The sequence below is a fragment of the Streptomyces sp. NPDC008079 genome, assembly GCF_042957385.1.
Taxonomy (GTDB): Bacteria; Actinomycetota; Actinomycetes; order Streptomycetales; family Streptomycetaceae; genus Actinacidiphila.
In genome coordinates this window covers 288,637-314,318 of the sequence record NZ_JBIBIC010000005.1, presented here as the reverse complement: position 1 = coordinate 314,318, position 25,682 = coordinate 288,637, and the positions used below count along the sequence as shown (strand labels likewise).

At 74.4% G+C, this 25,682-nt stretch carries 9 protein-coding genes; all 9 read right to left on the bottom strand.

Annotation, left to right across the window (positions count from 1 at the left end):
- Positions 1-56 precede the first annotated feature (56 nt).
- The 9 genes from ACFZAM_RS14640 to ACFZAM_RS14600 all read right to left on the bottom strand — a co-directional run bounded on the left by ACFZAM_RS14640 (position 57) and on the right by ACFZAM_RS14600 (position 25,677).
- Complete coding sequence (locus tag ACFZAM_RS14640) at positions 57-1,634, bottom strand: AMP-binding protein (protein ID WP_391046001.1); 1,578 nt, start codon at positions 1,632-1,634, stop codon at positions 57-59.
- A complete protein-coding gene (locus tag ACFZAM_RS14635) occupies positions 1,621-2,463 on the bottom strand; it encodes a thioesterase domain-containing protein (RefSeq protein WP_355341408.1) in 843 nt (280 codons plus the stop codon). Before ACFZAM_RS14635 ends, ACFZAM_RS14640 begins: the two co-directional genes overlap by 14 nt.
- Positions 2,460-3,569: an HAD-IIIC family phosphatase gene (locus ACFZAM_RS14630; RefSeq protein ID WP_355341410.1), complete on the bottom strand. Its 1,110-nt coding sequence runs from the start codon at positions 3,567-3,569 to the stop codon at positions 2,460-2,462. The genes ACFZAM_RS14635 and ACFZAM_RS14630 overlap by 4 nt, the downstream gene beginning before the upstream one ends.
- Complete coding sequence (locus ACFZAM_RS14625; RefSeq protein WP_355341413.1) at positions 3,566-4,732, bottom strand: acyl-CoA dehydrogenase family protein; 1,167 nt, start codon at positions 4,730-4,732, stop codon at positions 3,566-3,568. Before ACFZAM_RS14625 ends, ACFZAM_RS14630 begins: the two co-directional genes overlap by 4 nt.
- Positions 4,733-4,743: 11 nt before the next feature.
- Complete coding sequence (locus tag ACFZAM_RS14620) at positions 4,744-5,004, bottom strand: acyl carrier protein (protein ID WP_188282225.1); 261 nt, start codon at positions 5,002-5,004, stop codon at positions 4,744-4,746.
- A gap of 5 nt (positions 5,005-5,009) precedes the next feature.
- A complete protein-coding gene (locus ACFZAM_RS14615; RefSeq protein WP_355341416.1) occupies positions 5,010-5,861 on the bottom strand; it encodes a 3-hydroxyacyl-CoA dehydrogenase NAD-binding domain-containing protein in 852 nt (283 codons plus the stop codon).
- Positions 5,862-5,964: 103 nt separating this feature from the next.
- Positions 5,965-15,066 carry a beta-ketoacyl synthase N-terminal-like domain-containing protein gene (locus ACFZAM_RS14610; RefSeq protein WP_391045996.1) on the bottom strand — a complete coding sequence of 3,034 codons (9,102 nt, stop codon included), beginning with the start codon at positions 15,064-15,066 and terminating at the stop codon, positions 5,965-5,967.
- Between the two features lie 12 nt (positions 15,067-15,078).
- A complete protein-coding gene (locus ACFZAM_RS14605; protein ID WP_391045995.1) occupies positions 15,079-19,956 on the bottom strand; it encodes an SDR family NAD(P)-dependent oxidoreductase in 4,878 nt (1,625 codons plus the stop codon).
- Positions 19,957-20,115: 159 nt separating this feature from the next.
- Positions 20,116-25,677 (bottom strand): beta-ketoacyl synthase N-terminal-like domain-containing protein, encoded by a 5,562-nt coding sequence (locus ACFZAM_RS14600; RefSeq protein ID WP_391045993.1) that lies wholly within the window; start codon positions 25,675-25,677, stop codon positions 20,116-20,118.
- Positions 25,678-25,682: the final 5 nt, after the last annotated feature.

Genomic DNA, 25,682 nt, shown 5'->3' with positions numbered 1-25,682 from the left:
TGTCCGCGCGGTGGTCCCGTGCACGCCCGGCTCCGCCACCCGGTGGCGGGGCGCCGTCACCGGTCGGCCGCCGCGGCGCGCGCCGTGAGGGCCTTGCGGTCGATCTTGCGGTTGGCGTTGAGCGGGAACTCCTCGACCTGGACGAAGCGGCGGGGGACCAGGGCGCGCGGCAGGAAGGCCGCCAGCTCCTCGGCCAGGGCCGCCTGAGGCCGCCGCTCACCGAGCAGGAAGGCCGTCAACTCGCCGTCCACGGCGACCGCTACGGCCTCCTTCACACCCTCGACGCGGCGCAACGCCCACTCCACCTCGGCCAGTTCGACGCGCACCCCGTGGATCTTCACCTGGTGGTCGCGCCGGCCCAGATACGCGAAGGCGTCGCCGGGCAGCCGCCGTACCAAGTCGCCCGTGCGGTACCAGCGTTCGCCGCCGTGCTCCAGGAACCGGCCCTCGTCGTCGGCCGGGTCGAGATAGCCGGGGAACATCTGGTCGCCGGTGACGCACAGTTCACCGTCGCCGTCCTCGGTGGGCTCGTGCAGCAGCGCCCGCATACCGGGGTGCAGACGGCCGATCGACACCACGTCGTTGACGCACGACGACGGTGAGGTGACCGGGTCCCAGCGGTGCACACTGCACGAGATGGTCAGCTCGGTCGGGCCGTAGAGATTCTCGACCACCGAGCCGGGCGCCGCAGCGCCCCACTCCCGCGCGTCGTGGGCCAGCAGTGGCTCCCCGCAGAACAGGCTCCAGCGCAGGCTCGGCATGCTGCCCGCGGGCAGCCCCCGGGGCCGCCGCCGCAGCAGCGACACCAGGCTCGGCGCGGAGAACCACACCGTGATGCCCTGCTCGGCGACGAACCGCTCCAGCGAGGCGTACGCGGTCGGCGGCACGCTCACCACGGTGCCGCCGCTGCCCCAGCCGGTGAACAGGTCGAACATCGCCAGGTCGAAGGTGAGATCGAAGGTCTGCGAGAACACGTCCCCGCTGTGGAAGCCGTACCGGCCGTGCACGAAGCGCAGATAGGCGTCGACATTGCGGTGCAGCACGGGCACCCCCTTGGGCGTGCCCGTGGAGCCCGAGGTGAACAGGATGTACGCGATGTCGTCGGGCGTCGTCGGCAGCGGCTGCTCCAACGGCTCCCCGACCGGCTCCCCGACGACGGGGACGCCGTCGAGGACCCCGGCCAGCTCCGGCAGCACGGCGGCGCCGCGCTCGTCCACGATCAGCGCGTCCAGACCGGCCGCGGTGATCATCCGGGCGGTGCGGTCGGCGGGGAAGCCGGGGTGCAGCGGCACGACGGCCGCGCCCGCGAACTGCGCGCCCAGCAGACCGGCGTAGGCGGTCACGGTACGGGAGGCCAGCAGGCCGACCCGCCGGGGCCGCCCGCCGGGGACCGCCGCGACGACGGTCCCGGCGAGCGCCCGCGCGGCGGCGTCCAGCCGCGTGTAGTCGACGGCGGTGGAGCCGACGCGCAGCGCCTCGGCCCCGCCGTCGAGCGCCAGGCCGTGCCGGAACCAGTCGGTGAGGGTCCGGCCCGCCGGGACCGCGGCGCCCGCGGTCCCCGGCGGCCGGTCCCCGGCCTCCCGTCGCGGCCCGCCCGGCCGCGACGGCAGGCGCGCGGGTTCAGTGGTGAACAACGGATGCCTCCTGCGGGTGGATGGGCGCGAGGCCCGGAAGCTGCGGGCCCCAGGTGCCGCGCAGCGCCCGGTCGATGTACCGGTGGGTGACCGCGGCCTGCTCCAGCACCGCGAAGTGCCCGCCGGTCAGGGTGTGCGAGGTGAAGCGCCCGGTGGTCTGGTCGCGCCACCCCGCCACGTCTGCGATGCCCGCGCGCGGGTCGTCGGTGGCCGCGAGCGCCGTGATCGGCACGCTCAGCGGAGCCTGCGGCCGGTACTCGTAGGAGTCCCTGACCCCGAAGTCCGCGCGGAACGGCGGCAGGATCATCCGCAGCACCGTCGGGTCGGTCAGCATCCACTCCGGGGTGCCGCCGATCCGCCGCAGCAGCGCCACGACCTCGTCCTGCGTCATCCCCGCCACCGGCGGGTCGCCGTCGTCGGGCGAGCCGGGCGCCGCGCACCCGGAGACGAACAGGTGCACCGGCATCGGCCCGCCGCGGCGCCTGATCTCCCGCACCAGCTCGAAGCCGACCAGCGCCCCGAGGCTGTGCCCGTACACCGCGTACGGCCGCGTCTCCCCCTCCGGGGAGGTGTCGGCCAGCACGGCGTCCGCGAGGTCCGGCACCAGCCGGTCCATCCGGTCGTACGGGGTGTCGCGCAGCCGGGTCTCCCGGCCGGGCGGCTGGACCGGGCGCACCGACACCGGGCCCAGCCTGCCGAACCAGGAACGGTACGCCGAGGCCGAACCCCCGGCGTGCGGCAGGCAGTACAGCCGCACGCCGGCGCAGCCGGGCTGCTCCGCGAAGGGCAGCCACGAGGCGGCGGGCGCCGCCTCCAGCACGGTCGTCATCGCGTCACCTCGACCTCGACATAGCCGGGCAGCGGCTGGATCTGGTCCAGGTCGGCCCCCAGCACCAGCCGGTCGCCCTCCCTGGCCACCTCGCGGAAGCCGCTGAAGGCGTAGGTGATCTGCATCATCCGGTTGCGGCCGGTCTCCACGAAGTCCGCGCGCAGGCCCGCACCGGCCTCCCGCGCCCGCTCCATGATGTGGCTGAGCAGCACCGAGCCGACCCCGCGGGACATCACCCGGCACGACATCAGCATCATGTGGAGCTGCCAGTTCGGGTCGCCGGTCTCCACCAGCGCCAGGCCGATCTTGCCGTACGAGCCGAACCGGTCGGTGAGGGTGGCCACCAGCAGCAGGTGGTCGGGCGACTCGCGCAGCGCGTCCAGCTCGTCGTACGAGTACGTGCGGCCCGTCGAGTTGAGCTGGTTGGTGCGGATGGTCAGTTCCTCCGCGCGCTGGAGGTCCTCGCGGGCCGCCGGGGCGATGGTGAACGTCATGCCCAGGCTGGCCAGGAACTCCTCGTTGGTGCCGACGAAATCGCTCTCGATCTCGTCCCGCGCGAGCTGGCTGTGGTACATCGCCCGGCGCTGCGCCGACTCGTCGGAGACGAACCGCGGCCGGAACTCGATCCGGTTCAGCTCGGTGTCGATGTCGAGCGCGTTGACCCGGGTGACCTCGGGGACGGAGAACTCCATCTCGGCCAGCTCGAAGTCCTGGTCGTCGACGAAGGCGAACGCGTCGAGCCCCAGATTGAGCTTGGCGGAGATCTGCCGGACCGACTCCGACTTGGCGTTCCAGCCGATCCGCGGGTACAGGAACAGGTCCTCAAGGCCCAGTTCGCGCAGCTTCGCCATCGCCGTGTCGTGGTCGTTCTTGCTCGCCACGGAGTGCAGGACGCCCAGCGCGTCCAGCCGGCGGATGTGCTCCACCACGCCGGGGCGCAGGGTGACCTCGCCGTCCTCCAGCAGCACCCCGTCCCACAGCGTGTTGTCCAGGTCCCACACCACGCACTTGATCTTGCCCTGCGCGGGCTTGCGGTACGGACCGTCCGGCGGCGACGCCGGGCCGGTGGCCGGCGCGGTGGCCGGCGGTTGCGTCAGCGTGCTCACAGTGCCCACTCCCGGTATGCCTCGTCAGCGATCGTGATCCGCTGGATCTCGTTGCTGCCCTCGATGATTTCCATGACCTTCGCGTCCCGGTACAGCCGTGCGACCGGGAAGTCGGCGCTCATTCCGTTGGCGCCGTGGATCTGTACGGCCTCCGTGGAGTGCCGGGCCGCCGCGGTGGACGCGAAGTACTTCGCCACCCAGGTGGCCATGATGGTCGCCGGGTCCCCGGCGTCCTTGAGCACACCGGCCTGGTGGCACAGCAGCCTGGCCGCCCGCACGTCGGTGACCATGTCCGACAACTTCGCCCGGATGAGCTGGAGTTCACGGAGCTTGCTGCCACCGACCGTGCGCTGCGCGGTGTAGTACGCCGACGCCTCCAGGCACGCCTGGACGATCCCGACGGAACCGGAGGCGACCGAGAACCGGCCCAGGTCGAGGGTTCCGCTGAGCACCATGCCGGAGGCGAAGGAGCTGGGCCCCAGCAGCGCGTCGGAGTCGAGCCGCACATCGTCGAACTCCAGCTCGGCGATGAGCGAGGCCCGGGTGCCGAGCACGTCCTCCACCGGTATCACCCGCACGCCGGGTGACCGGCGCGGTACGAGCAGGGCGATCACGCTGGACTCGGTGCGGGCGAACACCAGGAACAGGTCCGCCCGTTGGCCACCGGTGATCCACTTCTTGCGGCCGTTGAGCCGCCACCCGCCGTTCTCCTGGACGGCGGTGGTACGGATGCCCGCGGTGTCGCTGCCGCCACCTGCGGGCTCCGACAGGCAGAAGGCGCCGCGCACCGCGCCGGTGGCCAGCGACGGCGCCCACTGCTCGATCTGGGCGGGGCTGCCCCAGCGGAGCAGCGCCCACGACAGCATGGTGTGCACGGTGAGCAGGGACCTGACCGAGGAACATCCCCGGCCCACCTCCTCGTGCACCTGACCGAGCGTCACCAGGTCAAGGTCCTGGCCGCCCAGCGCGGCCGGGTAGAAGGGGGCCCACAGGCCCGCCTCGCCGATCCGCTCCTGCAACTCCTCGGGGACCGCGCCCCGCCGGTCGTACACGTCGGCCACCGGCATGATGTGGGTGTCGACGAACGCGCGTGCCGAGTCCCGGGTGATCCGGGCCCCCGCCGGCGCCGCCGCGAGGGGCGGCGCCGTGGTCAAGCTCGTCATGGTCTGGCTCCTCAGTCGACGGAGACGGGGACGCTCCGGCGGGCGACGAGGTCCGCCATGGCCTCGACGGTGCGGAAGTTGTCGATGCGCAGTTCGTCGTTGGGGATGGTGAGGCCGAAGGTCTTCTCGATGAACATCACCAGCTCCATCGCGAAGAGCGAGTTGATGTAGCCGAGCGAGAAGATGTCCTGGTCGGTGGCGATGCTGGCCTGCGGGAAGCGGGCCTCGATGAAGGAGAGGATGCTGGTCTGGGCGGTGGTGTTCTCGGACATGGTCGTCATCCCTTGTTGTCGTAGGTGTAGAAGCCACGGCCGGTCTTCCGGCCGTGCAGTCCGGCGTCGGTCATCTGCTTGAGCAGCGGGCAGGGCCGGTACTTGCTGTCGGCGTAGTGCTCGTAGAGCACCTCGACGCTGTAGAGGATCGTGTCGACGCCGATCAGGTCGGCGGTCTCCAGCGGACCCATCGGGTGCCCGAAGCACCCGCGGAACACCTCGTCCACCGACTCCGCGGTGGCGACGCCCTCGTGGACGAGGAAGGCGGCCTCGTTGACGGTCAGCATGAGCACCCGGTTGGAGACGAAGCCGGAGGCGTCCTTGACGTCCACCGCCTTCTTGCCCATGCCGCTGAGGAGCTGGCGGGTGACCTCGACGGTCTCCTGCGCGGTGTGGAAGCCGGGGATCAGCTCCACGACCGGCTTGGCCGGCACCGGGTTCATGAAGTGCACCCCGACGACCCGCTCCGGGTGCGTGCCGACCGCGGCGACGCGGGTGATCGGGATCGCGGAGGTGTTGACGATCACGACCGCCTCGGGGGAGAGCACGCGGTCCAGCTCGGCGTGCACCTCGCGCTTGATCTCCCAGTTCTCGGTGACGTTCTCGATCACGAAGTCGGCCTTGGCGAGCGCCTCGACGCCGACGGCGGTGGTGATCCGGCCCAGGATCTCGTCGGGGTCAAGGGCCGGTCCGCCCATCAGGCGGCTGAGCCGGCAGTTGCGGCTGATGGCCGCCTTGGCGTCGGTGAGAATCCGCTCGTCGATGTCGACGAGGACGGTCTCGTAACCGGACTGGGCCAGATTGTGCGCGACTCCGATGCCCATGACCCCGGCACCGACAACTCCTACGACGGTCATGATCTCTCCGATTCCTTGGTGGGTGGTGCTGGCTGTTGTGGGTGTGCTGAACCACGCCTGGGGCGTGGGGTGTCGCGTGGTGCGGAGTGCCGCTGACGCGGGATCAGCTCCTGCGCCGCCGGGCGGCGGTCTTCAGGCCGGACCTGCGCAGTCGCGCCTGCTCCTGGCCGTCGGGCTCCGGGACGGGCGCCGCGTCCGCGGCGGGTCCGTCCACGACCTTGGCGAGGGCCTCGACGGTCGGGGCCTCGTAGAGGATGTGCGGGGGGAGCTCGGCGTCCTGGAAGGCCCGGCGCAGGGCCGCGAGCAGGGCGATGCCGAGCAGTGAGTTGCCGCCGAGTTCGAAGAAGTTGTCACGGGCGCCGACCCGTTCGAGCTTGAGCATGTCGCCCCAGACCTCCGCCAGCCGCTCCTCGACGGGGCCCGAGGGCTCCCGGTAGGGGGTGAGGAGTTCGGGCCGCGGGTGCCGGTCGGCGGAGCCGGAGCCGCCGCCCGCCGGGGCCATGACGGCCTCGACGGTGAAGCCGGTGCTGTAGCTCACCATCGTCGGCAGGTCCTGCGTGGAGACCACGACCCGCGACTCGCCGGAGGCCAGGGCCCGCAGCAGCGAGCGCCAGCCCTCCGCGAAGGTGATGCCGAAGGCTTCCCGGTGCGAGCGGAAGAATGCCTGCAAGCCCTCGTCGTAGCCCGACAGACCGGAGTCCCAGGCGTTCCAGGTCCACTCGCCCCAGTCGACCGACAGGACCCGGCGGCCGGTGGCCGCCTGCCGTGCCGCGTAGCCGTCGAGGTAGGCGTTGCCCGCGCAGTAGTCGACCTGGCCCGGGCCGCCGCCGGTGGCCGCGGTGATCGAGGAGAACAGCACCAGGAAGTCCAGCGCGGTCTCATCAGCGTGGCCGATTCGCAGTGCTTTGTCCAGGGCCTGTACGCCGGCAACTTTGGGCGCGAGAACGAGCTCGGAGTCGTCGGACTGCTTGAACTGGATCAGACCCGTTCCGGGCACGCCCGCGGTGTGCAGGATGCCGTGCAGGGCGCCGAAACGCTCCTGCGCCAGGTCGATGGCGCGCCGGACGTCGGGCGCGCTCGCCACGTCACCCGTGACGATCTCGACCTCCGCGCCCAGCTCCACGATGCCCAGGACACGGCTCACCCTGGCCCGCAGCGCCTCGTCGGCCGCCTCGGTGCCCGCGGCGATGCCCTCCCACCGCTCACGCGGCGGCAGCCCGCGGCGGCCGAAGAGCACCAGCCGGGCGCCGACCTGCCGTGCGAGGTGTTCCGCCATGCCCAGACCGATGCCGCCCAGACCGCCGGTGATCAGATAGACCCCGCGCTCGCGCAGCACCGCCGCGGCGCTCTCGTCGTCCGCCGCCGGGAGCATGTCGTAACCGCACACCCAGCGCCTGCTGCCGCGCAGGGCGACGGCCGCGTCGGTCCGCGGTCGGCGCAGTTCGGCGGCGACGGCGGCGGCCGGGGTGTCCGGCTCGACGTCGAGCAGCCGGGTGGTGACGTTGGGGTACTCCAGCGGCACCACGAGCGTCGGGCCGATGAGCGTGGCGGCGTCGGGCCGTACCTCCGAACCGTCGAGCACCTGGTGGGCGCCCGCGGTGACCATGTCCAACTGCCAGTCGCCCGAGCCCAGTTCACCGGCCGCACGGGCCAGTGCCACCAGGGTGTGCAGACCGAACGCGATCGACTCGTCGTCGGGCCGCTCCGCGAGCGTCCACAGATGGACCACCCGTTCCAGCGCGAGCCCGCGCTTGCGCAAGTCGCGCAGGACCGCCTGGGCGTCGCCCGAGTGACCCGGCCGTACGGTGTAGCCGGTCGCCGGGTCGGCGCTCCAGCCGCCGCCGGGACGGACCGCGGTCACGGTCGCGCCGTCGGCCGCCGCCGCGCGCACCAACTCGTCGAGCACACCGTCGGCCTCCGACCCGTCGGCGTAGACCAGCCAGCTCGCGGGCTGCGCGCCCGCCGTCGCCGGGGAAGCGGTCTGCCGCCACACCGGCTGCCAGACCCACTGCTCCTCCGGCAGCTTCGGGACCCGGTCGATGTCCTCGAAGCTGGCGGGCACACCCGGTGTGCCCGGCGCCGTCGCAGCCGCGGGCGCGGCCGGCTTGGCGCCGATCAGCGGGGTCTGCTCTATCCAGTAGCGCTGCCGCTGGAAGGGGTACGTGGGCAGCGGCACCCTGCCGGGCGCGAAGCCCCGGTGCAGCTCGGCGGTCCGCTCGGCGCGGCCGTGGTAGGCCGCCCAGTCCAGGTCCACACCGGTCAGCCACAGCCGCGACAGGGCCTCGGTCAGGACCCGGTCGGCCGGACGCGGATCGCTCTGCGCGGGCAGCGTCGCGGTGATCGTCGCCCAGCGCTGCGGAGCGCAGCCCGCGCCGCGCACCATCGTGCCCAGCGACTGTCCGGGACCGATCTCCACCATCGCCAGCTCGGGATCGGCCAGCAGCGTCTCGACGGCCGCCGCGAACTGCACGGGACGGCACATGTGCTCCGCCCAGTAGGCGGGGTCCCGCACCAGCCGGGCGTCGGCGACACCGCCGGTGACGTTCGACAGGTACGGCAGCCGCGGCGGGTTGAGCCGGATGTTCTCCGCGACCCACGAGGTCAGCTCGTCCGCGAGCGGGGCGAGCATCCGGGAGTGGAAGGCGTGCGTGGTGCGCAGCCCCCGGCTGGGGACGCCGTCGCGCTCCAGGTCGGCGGCGAGGCCGGCCAGCGCGTCGGCGGGACCGGCGACCACCACGGTCTGCGGGCCGTTGACCGCGGCGATGTCCAGGCCGCGCGCCTGAAGTCCGTAGCGGTCGCGCAGGTCGTCGGGCCCGAGCGGCACCGCGGCCATGGAACCCGTCTCGACCCCGGAGATCAGCCGGGCCCGGTGCACCACCAGCGCCAGCGCGTCCTCCAGCGACAGCACCCCGGCCAGGCAGGCCGCGACGTACTCGCCGAGGCTGTAGCCGAGCATCAGCGACGGCTGCACGCCCCACACCATCAGCGTCGAGGCCAGCGCGTAGTCCACCGCGAACAGCAGCGGCTGGACGATCTCGGTGCGCTCCAGCTCCGCCTCCCGGTCGTCGGCCGCGCCGGTCGCCCGGCCCAGCAGCGCCGCCAGGTCCATGCCGCCGCCGGGACGGTCCCCGGTCAGCAGCCCCATCAGGTCGGTGTCCGGCAGGTGCGCGGCCAACAGGCCCAGGCAGTGGTCGAGTTCGGCGCGGAAGACCGGCTCGTGCCGGTAGAGGTCGCCGACCAGACCCGGATACTGCTCGCCGACCCCGGCGAAGAGGAAGGCCACCGGGCGGCCGTGCGCGGTCTCCACCCGCGCCGACAGCGGCGCGTCCTCGTCCGTACCGGCCAGCGAGGCCACGGCCTGCTCACCGCTGGAGACCACGGTGGCGCGGCGGTGCTCGAAGGTCTTGCGGCCGACCTGGAGGGTGTAGGCGACATCGGCGACGCTCGCCCCCGAGGTCGCGGCCAGGTGCTCGGCGAGGTTGCTCACGGCCTGGTCGGCGGCGTCGGAGGTTCGGGCCGAGACCGGCAGGAAGTGGTGCCGCCTGCCGCCCTGCGGGGTGTCGGGGCCGGCCCTGCGGGCCGGCGGCTCTTCGACGACGACGTGCACGTTGGTGCCTCCCATGCCCAGCGAGTTGAGTCCGGCGATCCGCGGCCTGCCGTCCTCGGCCGGCCACTCGGTCAGCCGGGTGTTGACGTAGAAGGGGCTGTCGGCGAAGTCGATCTGCGGGTTGGGGGCGGTGAAGTGCAAGGTCGCGGGGACCATCCGCTCGCGGACGGTGAGGACCGTCTTGATCAGGCCCGCGGTGCCCGAAGCGTGGTTGAGGTGACCGATGTTGGTCTTCACCGCGCCGATCGGGATGCTGCCGGGGCCGCCCGCCGTGCCGAACGCCCGGCTCAGCGCGGTGACTTCGATCGGGTCGCCGATCGGGGTGGCCGTGCCGTGCGCCTCGATGTAGCCGAAGTCCTCCGGCCTCACCCGTGCGTCGGCCATCGCGTCCTGCACCACACGGGCCTGCCCGGCGACGCTGGGCGCGGTGTAACCGACCTTCAGGGCGCCGTCGTTGTTGATCGCCGAGCCGCGGATGACCGCGTGCACGGTGTCGCCGTCGCGCAGCGCGTCCGAGAGCCGCTTGAGGACCACGACGGTCGCGCCGTCACCGAACATCGAACCGCTGGCCTGCGCGTCGAAGGTCCGCACATGGCCGTCGTGCGACTCCATGCCGCCCTGCTGGCGGCGGTGGCCGACCCGGTCCGGCACGCTGATGGACACACCGCCCGCCAGCGCCATCTCGCACTCGCCGCCGCGCAGGCTCTGCACCGCCAGGTGCACACCGACCAGCGACGTCGAGCAGAAGGTCTGCACCGCGACGCTCGGTCCGCGCAGGTCGAACAGGTAGGAGACGGACGTGGTCAGCGCGTCCTTGTCGTTGCTCATGATGATCTCGTACGGGCTGATGTCGCCCGCGGCGAGCTGCGAGGTCATCCCGAACAGATACGTGGACAGGTTGGAGCCGCCGAAGACGCCGATCCGGTCGCGGTACGCCTCGTTGGCGTACCCCGCGTGCTCCAGACCCTCCCAGCAGACCTCAAGGAAGAGCCGCTGCTGCGGGTCGGTGAGCGCCGCCATCCGCGGGCTCATCCCGAAGAATCCGGCGTCGAAGCCGCTGATGTCGTCCAGCACGGCGCGCGCGGGCACGTACTCCGGGTCCTGGACCATGTCCGGGTCGACGCCCGCCTCGATCAGCTCCTCAGGGGTGAAGAAGCGGATCGACTCCACGCCCTCGCACAGATTCCGCCAGAAGCCGGCCACATCGCCCGCGCCGGGGAAGCGGCCCGCCATGCCGACGATGGCGATCCGCCGGTCGAGTTCGGTGCTCTCCGGTTCGGTGTCCTCGGCGCGCTCGGTGTGCTGGGTGACCGCGCTGACGGCCGGGGTCGCGGCCACGGCCGGACGCGGCGCCGGAGCGGCGACGGGTACGGGCGCGGGGGCGGGCCGGGGCGCGGGGACGACGGTCGCCGCGGGGGTACGGGGCGCCGCCGGGGCGCGGACCGGTGCCGGGCTCGGCCCCCCGGCGGCCTTGGGCTTCTGCTCGTCCAGGACGGCCGCCAGCCGGTGCACGGTCGGCGCCTCGAAGAGCGTGACCGTCGGCACCGTCACACCGAAGCGCGACTTCACGGTGGCCAGCATCTGGAGGGCGAAGAGCGAACTGCCGCCCAGGTCGAAGAAGTTGTCACGGGTACCGACCGGGTCGACACCGAGGGTGTCGGTCCACAGCGCGCACAGCTCGCGCTCCGTGGCGGTCAGCGGCGCCGTGTACGGCTGCGGCAGGTCGGGCCGCGGGAAGGACGCCACAGGGGACGTGCTCCCGGCGCCCGCCGGGACCGCCTGCGGACGGCTCGGGAGCCGGCCCGCCAGACCGCCGGCCACCACGACCACCGCGGGCAGCGGCTGCGTCACCGCGCGGTCGAGTGCGGTCAGCGACTGCTCGGCGGTCATCGCGTGCGCGGCCATCGAGGCGCCGGTCCTGGCGTCGACCTTGGCCAGCGTCGGCGCCCAGGTGTCCCAGGCGGCCGAGGTCCAGCGGGTCTGCGCGGTGCCGTCGTCCGGGCCCGCTCCTGCGAGCGCGGCCAGCGCGGCGTTGGCCGCCGCGTAGCTGCCGAAGGCCAGTCCGCCCAGGTGCGCGGAGGTCGAGGAGAACAGCAGGCCCCAACGCGGCGCGCGGTCCCCGGCGAGCCCGCCGACGGCGTCGCGCAGCACGCGAGCGCCCTCGTACTTGGCCGCGAAGTGCCGTGCGACGGTGCTCTCCTGGAGCGCGCCCAGCGGCAGGAAGGTGTCCTCCGAGGTGTCGGCCGCCGCGTGCACCAGGCCGTCGAAGCGCTCCGCGCCGAACAGGGCGCGTACGGCGTCGGGGTCGGTGACGTCCAGCGCGGGCGCCTCGACGTCCGCGCCGAGCGCGCGCAGCCGGACGACCGCCTGGCGGCGCGGGTCCGCCGGGTCGGCGGGCAGTCCGGTACGGCTGGCGAGCACGACGCGCCCGGCGCCGCCGCGGATCAGGTGCTCCGCGACCATCAGGCCCACGTCGCCCAGGCCGCCGGTGACGAGGTAGCTCTCGCCGGGCAGGACCACGGGCAGTTCGTCGGTGTGCGCCTTGGGCGCGTCGATCGGGCGGTACCGCGGGGTGAGGCGGCTGCCCGCGCGGAAGGCGGTGAGCACCGGCCCCTCGGCGGCGGCCAGTTCGGCGGCGAGCAGGGCGGCGGAGGCCGCGGTGTCGGCCGCGGGGTCCAGGTCGACGCCGCGGGCGTCGAGGCCCGGGTACTCCTGGCCCGCGACGACCGGCAGGACGGCGACCGCGGCCTGCGCCGGGAGGCTCCGCTCGGCGGTCGTGACGCTCTGGCCGCCGCGGGTGACCACGACGACACCGCCGGTCCCGGCCCGGTCGCCCCACGCCGACACGGCGCGGGAGACGTCGAGGACGGCCCGGGCCGGGTCCGCGTCGGGCCCATCCGCGTCCAGCGCGGACAGCACGACCACGGTCAGCGGCCCGTCGCCGGGCACCTCGGCGGTGTCGGGCGCGTCCGTCGGCCGTACGGTGACGGCCTCGGCGCCCGCGCCGCGCAGCCGCTCGGCCAGCGCGTCGCCGACCCCGGAGGCGTCGGCGTACAGCAGGAACCGGCCGGTGGCCGTACCCGTGCCGCCGTTCGCGTCCGGGCTCCACACCCGGCTCATGACCTGTACGTGCTCCTCGGCGCCGGAGTCGGCGGACTCCGTTGCCGCGGAGGGGAGTTCGGGCTTGGCGGCGGCGGGCGCGTCGATCCAGTAGCGGGAGCGCTGGAAGGGGTATCCGGGCAGCTTCGTGCGCAGGACGTCACGGCCGTGCTGGTAGCCGGACCAGTCGATGTCGACGCCGGTCAGCCACAGGCGGCCCACGGCCTCGGTGAGGACCGTGCCCGCCTCGCGCGGGTCGTCGTCGCCGGGCAGCGCGGGGATCAGCAGGTCCGCGTGCCCTTCGGTGAGGGCGCGGTGGGCGCCGAGGGCGCCGTCGCCGATCTCCAGCAGGGCGTGGTTCCCGGACTCCAGCAGCGCGCCGAGCGCGGTGCCGGGGTCGGCGGGCGGGCCCGTGAGGGCCGCGGTCCAGTGCGCGGGGTCGGTGGCCTCGGCCGCCGTCAGCCGGCCGCCGGTCGCGGCGGAGTACAGGACGGTTGCGGGCTCGCCGAAGGTGATGTGGCCCGCCGCCCAGTCGGTCAGCGGCTGTCCCTCGGTCTCCGTGCGGCGGTGCAGCAGCGCGAAGGCGTCCTTGAGGGAGAAGACCCCGGCCAGGCACCCGGCGACGTACTCGCCGACGCCGTGCCCGAGGAGGGCGTCCGGCTGGATGCCCCAGGAGCGCAGGAGCGTGCCGAGCGCGTATCCGAAGGCGAAGGCGCGGTGCCCGTGCTGGTCGTGGCCGCTGGTGCGGTCGGGGGAGAGCAGTCCGGCCAGCGGGGCGCCGCCGACGGCCTGGGCGGCGGCGCGGCACTCGTCGAGCGCGGTACGGAACGCCGGTTCCGCGTCGTAGAGTTCGGCCGCCGCGGCGGGGTACGGCTCCGCGGCGCCGGTCAGCAGGAAGGCGACCGGCCGGGAGGCGGTGCCGTCGGCGCGGCCGAGGGCGGACCCGGCGCGCAGCTCGCGCGCCGCGCCGCTCAGCGAGTCCGCGACCAGGGCGCGCCGGTGGCTGAAGAGCCGGCGGCCGCTCTGGAGGGTGTAGGCGACGTCGGAGATGCCCGCGCCGACCGTGGTGTCCGCGTCGTCCATGGTGTCCAGGTGCGCGGCGAGATTGGCGGTGGCCTCGTCGGCGGCGGCCTCGGTGCGGGCGGACCACACCAGCAGTTCGCTGCGGCGGCCCGAGCCGGTGCTGCGGGCGGCGACCGGCGGGGCCTCCTCCAGGATCACGTGGGCGTTGGTGCCGCCGATGCCGAAGGCGCTGACCCCGGCGCGGCGCGGACGGTCGCCGCGCGGCCACGGGTGCCGCTCGGTGAGGACCGTCAACCGCGCGTCGCCCGACTCCAGTTGGGGATTGGGCGCGGTGTAGTTGCGGGTCGCGGGGATCTCGCCGTGGTGCAGCGACAGGGCGGTCTTGATCAGACCGGTCACACCGGCCGCGCGGTCCAGGTGGCCGAGGTTGGTCTTGACCGAACCGATCATGACCTCCTTGCCGTCGAACACCTGCTGGAGCGCGGCGAGTTCGGCGGCGTCGCCGAGCGCGGTGCCGGTGCCGTGCGCCTCGATGTAGTCGATGTCCTCGGGCTCGAGACCGGTCGCGGCGAGCGCCTCGGCGATCACCTCGGCCTGGCCGCTGACGCCCGGCGCGGTGAAGCCGACCTTGCGGCCCGCGTCGTTGTTGACGGCCCAGCCGCGGATCACCGCGTACACCTGGTCGCCGTCGGCGAGCGCGTCGACCAGGCGGCGCAGCGCGACCACGCCGACGCCGTTGCCGACCAGGCTGCCCCGGCCGGAGGCGTCGAAGGCGCGGCACTCGCCGTCGGGCGAGCTGATGCCGCCCGGCTGGTAGAGGTAGCCGGTGTCGTCCGGGACCGCGATGGCGGCGCCGCCCGCGAGGGCCAGGTCGCACTCGAAGCCGGCCAGGCTGGTGGCCGCGGCGCAGACCGCGACCAGGGACGTCGAGCAGTAGCTCTGGATGCCGTACGCGGGCCCTGACAGGCCCAGCGTGTGGGCGACGCGCAGGGTCAGCGAGTCCTTGTCGTTGGCCAGGCCCACGGTCAGCTCGCCGACGCTGCGGCCGATCCCGGACGGGGCGACGTTACGCGTCAGATAGGTGCTGATCGCGCAGCCCGCGAAGACACCGATCGAGCCGTCGAAGCTCGCCGGGTCGCAGCCCGCGTCCTCCAGCGCGTGCCAACTGTGCTCCAGGAAGAGCCGGTGCTGCGGGTCGAGGATCTGCGCCTCCTTCGGGTTGATCCCGAAGAAGTCGGCGTCGAAGCGGTCGATCCCGTCGATCACCGCGCCCGCCTTCACATACGCGGGGTCGTCGATCAGTTCGTCGGGCACGCCCGCGGCGCGCAGTTGGTCGTCGGTGAAGCGGGTGATGCCCGAGCGGCCGTCGCGGAGCGCCGACCACAGCTCCGTGGCATCGGTGGCGCCGGGGAAGCGCCCGGCGAGGCCGACGATGGCGATGTCCATCGGTGACACCTCGGTGGGTATGCGCGGCATGAATCCGTCCTCCTAGTTCCGGGTGATGGAAGGCTGGGCACCGCGGGCGCGGCGCCGTCTCTCGCCCCGGGCGAGGCCGGAGTCGCGTGCTGTGGTGGTGGCGGTCCCGGCGGGACCGCCGTCGAGCGCCGCCGCGAAGGCGGCGACGGTCGGGTGCTCGAACAGGACGGCCGGGGCGATCCTGCGGTCGAGCCGCTTCTCGATGTCGGCGACCATGGACATCCCGACCAGGGAGTTGCCGCCCAGGTCGAAGAACGGGTCGTGGACGCCGATGCCGTCGATGCCGAGGTGCCGGCCCCAGCTGTCGGCGATGACCGTCTCCAACTCGGTGCGCGGGGCCGCGTATTCGGTACGCAGCAACGGCCGGGGGAAGCGCGGCCGTTCGCTGTCGGCGGGGGCGCCGGCCGCGACGAGCGCGTCCAGGTCGGTCAGCGCCGCCCACTCGCGCAGCCCCTCGGCCATCGGCATCCGCACCGCCAGCAGGCTGCCGCGGGCGGCGCCCGCCAGCCTGCCCAGCAGCGCGTTGCCGCCGGACTCGGAGAAGCCGTAGCGGGCGCGGTGCTCGCGGACCCGGTCGGCCAGCGCGCCGCCGGACGCCTCGGCCTGCCAGTCGTCGTGCTGCCACGGGCCCCAGGCCACGCTCAGCACCTTGGTGGTGGCCGCGGCGGCGTCGGCCAGCGCCGCGCCGTACGCGTCCAGGACGGTGTTGGCGGCGCTGTAGTCGCCCTCGCCCAGGCCGCCGAAGACGCTGACCGCCGAGGAGTACAGGACCAGCAGCTCCGGCCGGTCGGCCTCCGGGGTGCCGGGGCCGACGAGTTCGGCGAGCGGGCCCATGGCGAGCACCTTCGGCGCGAGCACCGTACGGGCCGTGCCGGGCGTCAGGCGGACGGCCATGCCGCCCGCGGGGACGCCCGCCGCGTGCAGGACGCCGGTCAGCGTTCCGAACCGCTCCCGGCAGTCGCGCAGCGCGCGCCGCAGGTCCTCCGGTACGCCGACGTCGGCGGTGAGCAGCAGCACCTCGGCGCCTGACGCTTCCAACGCGGCGATGTCGCGCAGGCTTTGGGCGGCCCGCCCCTCGGGGTCGGCGGCAGCCGCGGCGTTCAGATCGGTCCTGCCGACCAGGGCCAGCCGCCGGGCCCCGGAGCGTACGAGTTCCCGTGCGAGCCCGAGGCCGAGACCGCGGGTGCCGCCGGTGACCAGATACGCGCCGTCGGGGCGTACGGGGAAGCCGGTCGCGCCGTCGGCCGCGGGGAGCGGCACCAGGCGCCAGTCCTTGAGCAGGCGGCGTCCCGCGCGCCAGGCGATCAGCGCGGGGGTGGCGGCCGGGTCCTCGTGCTGCCAGGCGCGGTGGCCGATCTCCTCCGCGAGGTGGGCGGCGCAGGTATCAGCGGGCGCCGACGGGTCCAGGTCGACGCCGCGCCAGGCCGTACCCGGCTGCTCGGCGTGGGCGATCCGCGCGAAGCCGTGGGCCAGCGCCCGGTCAGGCGCCGTGCAGTCGCCGCCGTGCACCTGGGCGGCCCCCGCGGTCACGGTCAGCAGCTTCACGCCGCGTTCGGCCGCCGCCGAGGCGAGCGACTGGACGGTGAGCAGCAGGCTGTCGAAGCCCAGCCGGACCGCCCTGACCAGCTCGGCGTCCTCGGCGAACAGCGGGGTGCGGGCCGGGTCGCGCAGGCTCCACAGGTGGGCGACGCGCAGCGGTCCCGCGGTCCCGGCCAGCGCTTCCGCGACGACCCTGCGGTAGTGCTCGGGGTCGGCGGGGTCGATGACGACCCGCCGTCCGTCGCGCCGCCAGGCGCCGCCGGGCACGACCTCGGTGACGGGTGCGCCGCAGGCCGCGGCCAGCTCGGCCAGCCGGGTCCCGACACCGTCGCCGTCGGCGAACACCACCAGGGGCGCGGCCGGTTCCACGGCGGTCGGCGCGGGCAGGGTGACGTCCTGCTGCCACGCGGGGGCGTAGCAGAAGTCGTCGGGCCGGACGGCGCCGCCGGTGGAGCCGGTGCCGGTCGCGGCGGCCGTCCCCGTGCCCGTGCGCGGCCAGTAGCGGGTCCGCTGGAAGGGGTAGGCGGGCAGTTCCGTGAGCGTGCCGGGGCGTGCGCCGCGCAGCGACGTCCAGTCGAGGTCGGCGCCCAGCTCCCAGAGCCGGCCGAAGGTCTCCAGCAGCCGGGAGCGGCCGTCGGTGGGGCCGCCCGCCGCCCACTGCGCGGGGACGGTGCCGAGCACGGTGGGGTTGGCGCCGCTGCGGTCGTTCTGCCGGAGCAGGCCGCCCAGGGTCTGGCCGGGGCCCAGCTCCACATAGCCGTCCACGCCCAGATCCGCGCAGGCCGCCAGACCGTCGGCGAACCGCACGGGGCTGGTCAGGTGGTCGGCCCAGTAGCCGGGGTCGGTGGCCTGCTCGGCGGTCAGCGGCGCGCCGGTGACGTTGGAGACGACCGGGATGCGCGGCTCGTGCCGGGGCACCGCGGCCACGGCCTTGGCCAGCTCCGCGCGGGCCGGGGCGAGCAGCGCCGAGTGGAAGGGGTGCGCGGAGCGCAACTGCCGTGCCGCCAGGCCCTGTTCGGCCAGGTGGGCGGCGGCGGTCGCCACGGCGTCCGGCGCTCCGCTGACCACGGTCATGGCCGGGCCGTTGACGGCGGCGATGTCCACCGCCGCGCCGCACGCGGCCAGTTCGGCGCGCACCCGGTCGGCGTCGGCGGCGACCGCCAGCATCCGGCCCTCGGGCGCCGCCTCGATCAGCCGGGCGCGCCGCGCCACCAGCCACAGGGCGTCGGGCAGTTCGAAGACACCGGCCAGGGTCGCGGCCACGTACTCGCCGAGGCTGTAGCCGATCAGCAGGTCGGGCGTGACGCCGTGCGTGGCCAGCAGCCTGGCCAGCGCGTACTCGACGGTGAACAGCGACAGGTGCGCGATCTCCGCGTGGCTGTCCGGGTCGTCCGCCAGGTCGGCCCCGCTGCCGGGCCTGGCCAGAAAGCCCGCCCCCGCGTCGGCCGGCGCCTGCGCGGGCTCACCGAGCAGCGTGTCCCGCAGGTCGATGCCGCAGCGCTCCTCGGCGACGGCCAGGCACGTCTCGACGGCCTCGGCGAACGCCGGTTCCGTACGGTGCAGATCGCGCGCCATGCCCCGGTAGTGGTCGCCCGTGCCCGGCAGCAGATACGCCAGCTTGGGGCGGCCCTTGACCGTACGGACCCCGGTGGCCCGCGCCGCGGTCGCCAGCGCGGCGGCAGCGTCCTCGGGGTCGGCGGCCACCACCGCGCGCCTGAACTCCAGCGCCGCGCGGCCGCTTTGCAGCGTGTACGCCAGGTCGTCGAGGCCGGTGCGTCCGGCGACCGAGGCCAGCGCGTCCAGCCGCGCCGTCAGCGCGTCGTCGTCGGCGGCGGAGACGGGCAGCAGTTCGGCCCTGCCGGGCGCCGGGGCGGCTTCGACGGAACCTCCGTCGGCCGAGGTGCCTCCCGTGGTGGCGAGACCGGCGCGGACCGGGCCGCCGACGCCCGCCGCCGTGCCCGTCCCGGCCGCCGCGGGCGACGGCGCCGCCAGGACGACATGGGCGTTGGTGCCGCACCAGCCGAAGGAGCTGACGCCCACGAGCTGCGGCGACGCCTCGTCGGTCGGGAGGGGGCGGGACTCGGAGGCCGGGCGGACGGCGCCCGCGGCGAGGGCGGTCTCCGAGGGCTCGGTCATGTTCAGATTCGGCGGCACCGTGCGGTGCTTGACGGCCAGGACGGCCTTGATGAGACCGGCCATCCCGGCCGCGGCCTGGGTGTGGCCGATGTTGGTCTTCACCGCGCCCACGTGCAGCGGCCGTTCCTCGCTGCGGCGCCCGAACACATCGGTGAGCGCGCCCAGTTCGATGGCGTCGCCGAGCTTGGTGCCGGAGCCGTGCGCCTCGACGTACGCGATGTCGTCGGGGGTCGCCCCGGCAGCGGACACCGCGCGGCGGATGACGTCGGCCTGGGCGCTGCGGCTGGGCGCGGTCAGGCCGTTGCTGCGGCCGTCCTGGTTGACGGCCGTGCCGCGGATGACCGCGTGCACCCGGTGGCCGCGCCGTACCGCGTCGGAGAGCCGCTCCAGGACGACCACCCCGGCGCCCTCGCCCAGCACATAGCCGTCGGCGCGGGCGTCGAAGGTCTTGCACAGGCCGTCGGGGGACAGCATCGAGGTGGAGCAGGCGTTGACGTACATGTCGGTGTGCATCAGCAGGAAGGCGCCGCCCGCCACCGCGAGGTCGCACTCGCCGCGGCGCAGCGCCGTACCGGCGAGGTGGACGGCCACCAGCGAGGACGAGCAGGCGGTGTCCAGGGTCAGCGCGGGGCCGCGCAGGTCGTAGTGGTACGCGAGCCGGCCCGCGACGACGCTGGCGGAACCGCCCTGGCCGCCGTACGGGTCGTGCAGCACGCCCAGACCTTCCTCGGCCTGCTCCAGGCGCAGGTACTGGAGGACGTCGGAGAAGCCGATCATCACTCCGGTACGGCTGCCCGCCAGGCTCGGCGGCGGCGTACCGGAGTCCTCCAGCGCCTCCCAGGTCAGCTCCATGAGCAGCCGCTGCTGCGGGTCCATCCGCAGCGCCTCCTGCGGGGAGCTGCCGAAGAACCGGGCGTCCCAGCCCGCCACGTCGTCGAGGAAGGCGCCGCGGGTGGTGTAGACCCCGTCGTTCTCGACGTGCGGGGCGAGGTCGAACCGGCCGCCCGGCACCTCGTCGAGGACCGCGGACCTGCCCTGGTCGAGCAGGTCCCAGTAGGCGTCGACGGAACCGGCGCCGGGGAAGCGGCACGACATGCCGACGACTGCGATCGGCTCGTGCGTCTGTGCCTGGGCCTCGGCCAGCTTGCGCCTGGCGTCACCCAGGTCGACCGTGGCCTTCTTCAGGTATTCGCGGAGTCTGTCCTCGCCTGCCATCTTCCTGCCCTCTGCCGATTCGTGGTGTGGTGACGGACTGCCCGGTGCCGGGAGCCGGTGGTGCCGGTGATGTGCGCCGGCGATGTGCCGGGGGAGTGCCGGTGGGAGTGCCGGGGAGTCGCTGTACCTCGGTGGCCGGGCCGTGCGCCCGGCGCGGGATTACGCCTGGGCGTCGATGAAGGCGAAGATCTCCTCGTCGGAGGCCTCGTCGAGCACCGCGGTGGGGGAGTCCATCGGGACTCCGAGTCGGTTGAGGGCGTCCTGCAGGGCCACGACCATGCGGTCCCGCAGCGCGGGTGCGGACGAGCTGAGTTCGCCGGTGATCCGGGCGAGGGCTTCTTCCATGGTGGTCACGTCATCCTTCGGGGCCGGGACCAGCGCGATGGCCAGGTGCTCCGCCAGGGCGCCGATGGTCGGGTGATCGAAGACGAGCGTCGGGGCCAGGTCGAGACCGGAGTCCGTCTGGAGCCGATTGCGCAGTTCGACCGCCGTCAGCGAGTCGAATCCGAGGTCGATGAAGGGCAGGTCGGGGTCGAGCGCTTCGGGCGCTCCATGGGCCAGTACCGCGGCCACGTGGTGGCGTACGGCGGTGTCGACCGCGGACTTCGCGGCGTCACCGGTGAGTCCTTCGAGCTTCTTGGCCAGGCCGCCCGCGGCGTTGGCGCCGGACTGCCGGGCGCCGCCGCCTTCCGCGGTCCGCCGCCCCGCGCGGACCAGGCCGCGCAGGATCTGCGGAATCCGCTCGCCGCTGTCCTGCGCGCCGCGCAGGCCGCTCAGGCTCCAGCGGGAGGCCACGACCGCGGCCTCGACATCGGGGTCGGTCAGCACCGTGTCCAGCAGCCCGAGGCCCTGCCGCTCGTCGAGCGGCGCGACCCCGATCCTGGCCAGCCGCGCCTCGTCGGCCGCGGTCAGCGTCGAGCCCATGCCCGCCGTCGACCACAGGCCCCAGGCCACCGAGACCGCGGGCAGACCCGCCGCCCTGCGGTGGACGGCCAGCGCGTCCAGGAAGGTGTTGGCGGCTCCGTACGTGGTCTGCCCGGCGTTGCCGAGCACGCCCGCGACGGAGGAGAACAGGACGAAGGCGGCCAGCGGCAGGTCCGCGGTCAGCTCGTGCAGCAGCCAGGCCGCGTCCGCCTTCGGCCGCAGCACGTCCGCCAGGCGCTGCGGCGACTGGCCCGCGAGCAGCCCGTCGTCCAGGACACCGGCCGCGTGCAGCACACCGGTCAGCGGGTGCTCCGGCGGCACCGAGGCCAGCAGCGCGGACAGCTCGCCGCGGTCGGCGGCGTCGCACGCCTCGATCCGTACGGTGGCGCCGGGCCCGGCGGCCTCGGTCAGCTCGTCGGCCAGCTCCCGCGCCCCGGGGGCCGCGAGACCGCGCCGCGAGGTCAGCAACAGGTGCCGTACGCCGAAGCGTTCGACCAGCCGCCGGGCGACCAGCGCGCCGAGCGCCCCGGTGCCGCCGGTGACCAGGACCGTGCCGTCGCCGAAGGCCGGCTCGACGGCGGGTGCGGGCACCCGGCGGGCGACCCGCGGCAGCAGCGTACGGCCGTCCTCCAGCAGCACCTGCGGCTCGTCGGCCTCGGCCGCGGCGGCGAGCAGCGCCACCGCCCTGCCGGGACCCGCGAGGGCCGCGCTGATGCCGCCGCGGGCGCCCACCAGCAGGAACCGGCCGGGGTGTTCGGCCTGCGCCGCCCGCACCAGGCCCCAAACCCCTGCCGTGCGCAGCGAGTCGGGGTCGGTGGCGATCACCAGCCGGGAGGCGGCGAAGGCCGCGTCGTCGGCCCACCGCTGGAGCAGGCCGAGCACCTGGCCGGTCAACTCGCTGACGCTCTGCGGGAGTTCGGCGCCCTCGGCGGTGTCCAGTGCCTCGGTGTCGAGCAGGACGTAGTCGGGCCGGACGCCGGACGCGGCGAGCGCGTCGGGGCCGGTGTGGAAGGGGAGCGCGGCGACCGGGGTGCCGAGCGCGGCCCAACTGCCGGGGCTCACCGCGGGAAGCGTCGTCTCGGTCCACTCCAGGCCGTAGTAGCCCTCGGGCGAGGCCGCGCTTCCGGCGAGCGCCCGCATGGCCGCGGCCGGCACCGCCCTGACCCGCATGTCGCGGGCGTCCAGGACCAGTCCGCCGTTCTCGTCCGCCGCGGTCAGCGACAACTGGTCGGCGCCCTCGGTCACGATCCTGACCCGCAGGGCGGACGCGCCGACCGCGGTCAGCCGCACCCCGCGGAAGACGAACGGCAGCCGCAGCTCGTCCCCTTCGCCCTCGGCGGCGTACGGGTGGAAGGCCGAGTCGAGCAGCACCGGGTGAAGGCCGAAGCCGTCGTTCTCCGCGCCCTCGGGCACCTCGACCTCGGCGAACAGCTCACCGTCGGTGCGCCAGGCGCCGCGCAGCCCGCGGAAGGCCGGGCCGTAGCCGTAGCCGCGCTCCGTCAGCCGCTCGTAGACCGCGTCCAGGTCGACCGGTGCGGCCCCCTGCGGCGGCCACGTGGCGGCCCACGCGCAGCCGTCGGGCTCCGCGGGGCCCGCGGCCAGGCTGCCCGACGCGTGCCGGGTCCAGCTCTCCTCGCCGCCGCGCCGGGCGTGCACCCCGACGGAGCCGTCGCCGCCGATGGCGACCTGGAGGTCGAGCGACCCGGTCACCGGCAGCGGCATCGGCGCCTCGAACGTCAGCTCCTCGACCCGGTCGTAACCGGCCTGCGCCGCCGCCTCGACGACCATGTCGAGCAGGGCGGTGCCGGGCACGATCGCCGCGCCGCCCACGGAGTGGTCGGCCAGCCAGGGCAGGTCGTCCGCGGTCAGCCTGCCGGTGGCGACCAGTCCGCCGTCGGCGACGGCGACCGCCGCGCCCAGCAGCGGGTGCCGCAGCTCGGTCAGGCCGAGCGCGTCGGCGTCGCCGCGCGGCGGGGTCCGCAGCAGCCAGTAGCGCGTGTGGTCGAAGGCGTACGTGGGCAGTTCGACGGGCTGTCCGCCGGGCGCGGCGGCGCTCCAGTCGGCGGACGCGCCGGCCGCGTACGCCTCGGCGAGCGCGGTCAGCAGCCCCTCGGGCTCGGCCAGCGTGCGCCGGGACACGGCGGTCACCACGGCCTTGGCGTCCGGCAGGCAGGCGCGGACCATTCCGGAGAGCACCGGGCGCGGCCCGATCTCCAGATAGACGTCTGTGCCCGCCGCGTCCAGCCGCGCGGTCATGTCGGCGAAGCCCACGGCCTGGCGGACCTGGTCGGTCCAGTAGCCGGGGTCGGTCCAGCTCCGGTCCGCGCCGAGGTTGACGGCGCTGTCCAGCGTCGGCTGACGGAAGGTCAGCGCGGCCAGTTCGGCGCCGAAGGCGTCGAGCATCGGCTCCATCAGCGGCGAGTGGAAGGCGTGGCTGACGGTGAGGCGCTTGGTGCGGCGGCCCTGCTCCGCCCAGTGGGCGGCGACGGCGGCGCAGGTCTCCTCGTCACCGGAGACCACCACGTCCGCGGGGCTGTTGACGGCGGCGACCTGCGCCAGGCTCTCCTTGCCCGCCAGCGTGACGGCGACTTCCCGCGCCGTGGCGGAGATCGCGAACATCGCGCCGCCGGAGGGGAGTTGCTGCATCAGCCGGGCGCGGGCGGTGATCATCCGGGCCGCGTCGGCCAGGTCCCAGACACCGGCCACATGGGCGGCGGCGATCTCGCCGACGCTGTGCCCGGCGACCTTGTCGGGGACCAGACCGAGCGAGCCGAGCAGCCGGAAGGCGGCGACCTGGTAGGCGAAGAGCGCGGGCTGGGTGTAGTAGGTGCGGTCCAGCTCCGCGGCCTCGGGCGTGCCGGGCTCCGCCCACATCACCTCGCGCAGCGGCCGGTCGAGATGCGGGTCGAGCGCGTCGCACACCTCGTCCAGGGCGGCGGCGAAGACGGGGAAGGCGGCGTGCAGTTGACGCCCCATGCCGGGCTGCTGCCCGCCCTGTCCGGTGAACAGGAAGACGGTCCTGGCCGTACCGGACGCCACGCCGGTGGTCACCGGGGAGCCGTCCCTGCCCTGCGCGAAACCGTCGAGCCGGTCGAGGAGTTCGGCGCGGTCGCGGCCGACGACGACCGCGCGGTGGTCGAAGCGGGCGCGGGTGGCGGCCAGCGACCAGGCGATGTCCACCGGGCGCAGCGCCGGTTGAGCGGCGACGCGGCGGCCGAGCCGGTCGGCCTGGCCGCGCAGGGCGTCGGCGCTGCGGGCGCTGAGCACCCAGGCGAGCGGGGCCTTGCCGGTGTCGGACGCGATGTCGGACCCGGTGTCGGACGCGGCGCCGGTCCCGGTGTCGGAGCCGGTGTCGGACCCGGTCTCGGAACCCGTCCCGGTCTCCAACTCCGTTGCGGCGGAGGCCGGTCGCGGCTCCTCCAGGATCACGTGCGCGTTGGTGCCGCTGATCCCGAAGGACGAGACGGCGGCCCGGCGCGGCGCGTCCTCGCGCGACTCCCAGGGCTCCTCTTCGGTCAACAGCCGTACGGTGCCCGCCGACCAGTCGACCCGCGAGGTCGGGGTGCCGATGTGCAGGGTGCGCGGCAGCTTGCCGTGCCGCATCGCCTGCATCATCTTGATCATTCCGGCGATGCCCGCGGCGGCCTGCGTGTGCCCGATGTTGGACTTGATCGTGCCGAGCAGCAACGGCCGCTCCGGCGTGTGGTCCTTGCCGTAGGCGGACAGGATCGCGTTGGCCTCGATCGGGTCGCCGAGCGGCGTGGCCGTGCCGTGCGCCTCGACCGCGTCGATGTCACGGGGCGTCAGGCGGGCGTCGGCCAGCGCCTGGGCGATCACCCGCTCCTGCGCCTTGCCGTTGGGCGCGGTCTGCCCGTTGCTCGCGCCGTCCTGGTTGACGGCCGTGCCGCGGATCACGCCGTAGATCGGGCGGCCGTTGCGCTGAGCGTCCGAGAGGCGCTCCAGCAGCAGGACACCGCAGCCCTCGCCCCACACCGTGCCGTCGGCGTCGGCGGAGAACGGCTTGCAGCGCCCGTCGGGGGCCAGGCCGCGCTGCCGCGAGAACTCCGCGAACATGTCGGGCTCCGCCATGACGGTCACCCCGCCCGCCACCGCGAGCGTGCACTCGCCGCTGCGCAGGGAGCGTACGGCCTGGTGGACCGCGACCAGCGAGGACGAGCAGGCGGTGTCGAGGGTCACCGAGGGACCTTCGAGACCGAAGCTGTAGGAGACCCGGCCGGACAGCATGCTCGGGGTGCTGGCGACCAGGAGGGTGCCGTCGACGTCCTCGGGAACGGCGCCGAGGAAACGCGCCGAGTAGAACTCGTACATCATCCCGGCCCACACGCCCGTGCTGCTGCCGCGCAGCGTCGCCGGGTCGATGCCGGCCCGCTCGAAGGACTCCCAGGCCGCTTCGAGGAAGAGCCGGTGGTGCGGGTCGGTGCTCACCGCATGCCGGGGGCTGATCCGGAAGAAGGGGGCGTCGAAGTCGCCCGCGTCGTGCACGAAGGCGCCGCGCCGGGTGTAACTGGTGCCGGGGGTGTCGGGGTCCGGGTCGTACAGCTTCTCCAGGTCCCAGCCGCGGTCGGTCGGGAACGGGCTGGTCGCGTCGGTGCCGGAGTCCACCAGCTCCCACAGGTCGTCAGGTGCCTCGACCCCGCCGGGGTAGCGGCAGCCGATGCCGACCACGGCCACCGCCTCGTGCTCGCGGTCATCGGCCTCGCTCAGCTTGCGCCGGGCGTCGGTCAGGTCGCCGACCACCTTCTTCAGATATTCGCGAAGCCGCTCTTCGCTCGTCATAGCCG

Coding starts and splice junctions, on each gene's coding strand:
- ACFZAM_RS14635 (WP_355341408.1), bottom strand. CDS start 2,463: ATGACGACCGTGCTGGAGGCGGCGCCCGCCGCCTCGTGGCTGCCCTTC.
- ACFZAM_RS14625 (WP_355341413.1), bottom strand. CDS start 4,732: ATGACGAGCTTGACCACGGCGCCGCCCCTCGCGGCGGCGCCGGCGGGG.
- ACFZAM_RS14620 (WP_188282225.1), bottom strand. CDS start 5,004: ATGTCCGAGAACACCACCGCCCAGACCAGCATCCTCTCCTTCATCGAG.
- ACFZAM_RS14615 (WP_355341416.1), bottom strand. CDS start 5,861: ATGACCGTCGTAGGAGTTGTCGGTGCCGGGGTCATGGGCATCGGAGTC.
- ACFZAM_RS14610 (WP_391045996.1), bottom strand. CDS start 15,066: ATGCCGCGCATACCCACCGAGGTGTCACCGATGGACATCGCCATCGTC.
- ACFZAM_RS14605 (WP_391045995.1), bottom strand. CDS start 19,956: ATGGCAGGCGAGGACAGACTCCGCGAATACCTGAAGAAGGCCACGGTC.
- ACFZAM_RS14600 (WP_391045993.1), bottom strand. CDS start 25,677: ATGACGAGCGAAGAGCGGCTTCGCGAATATCTGAAGAAGGTGGTCGGC.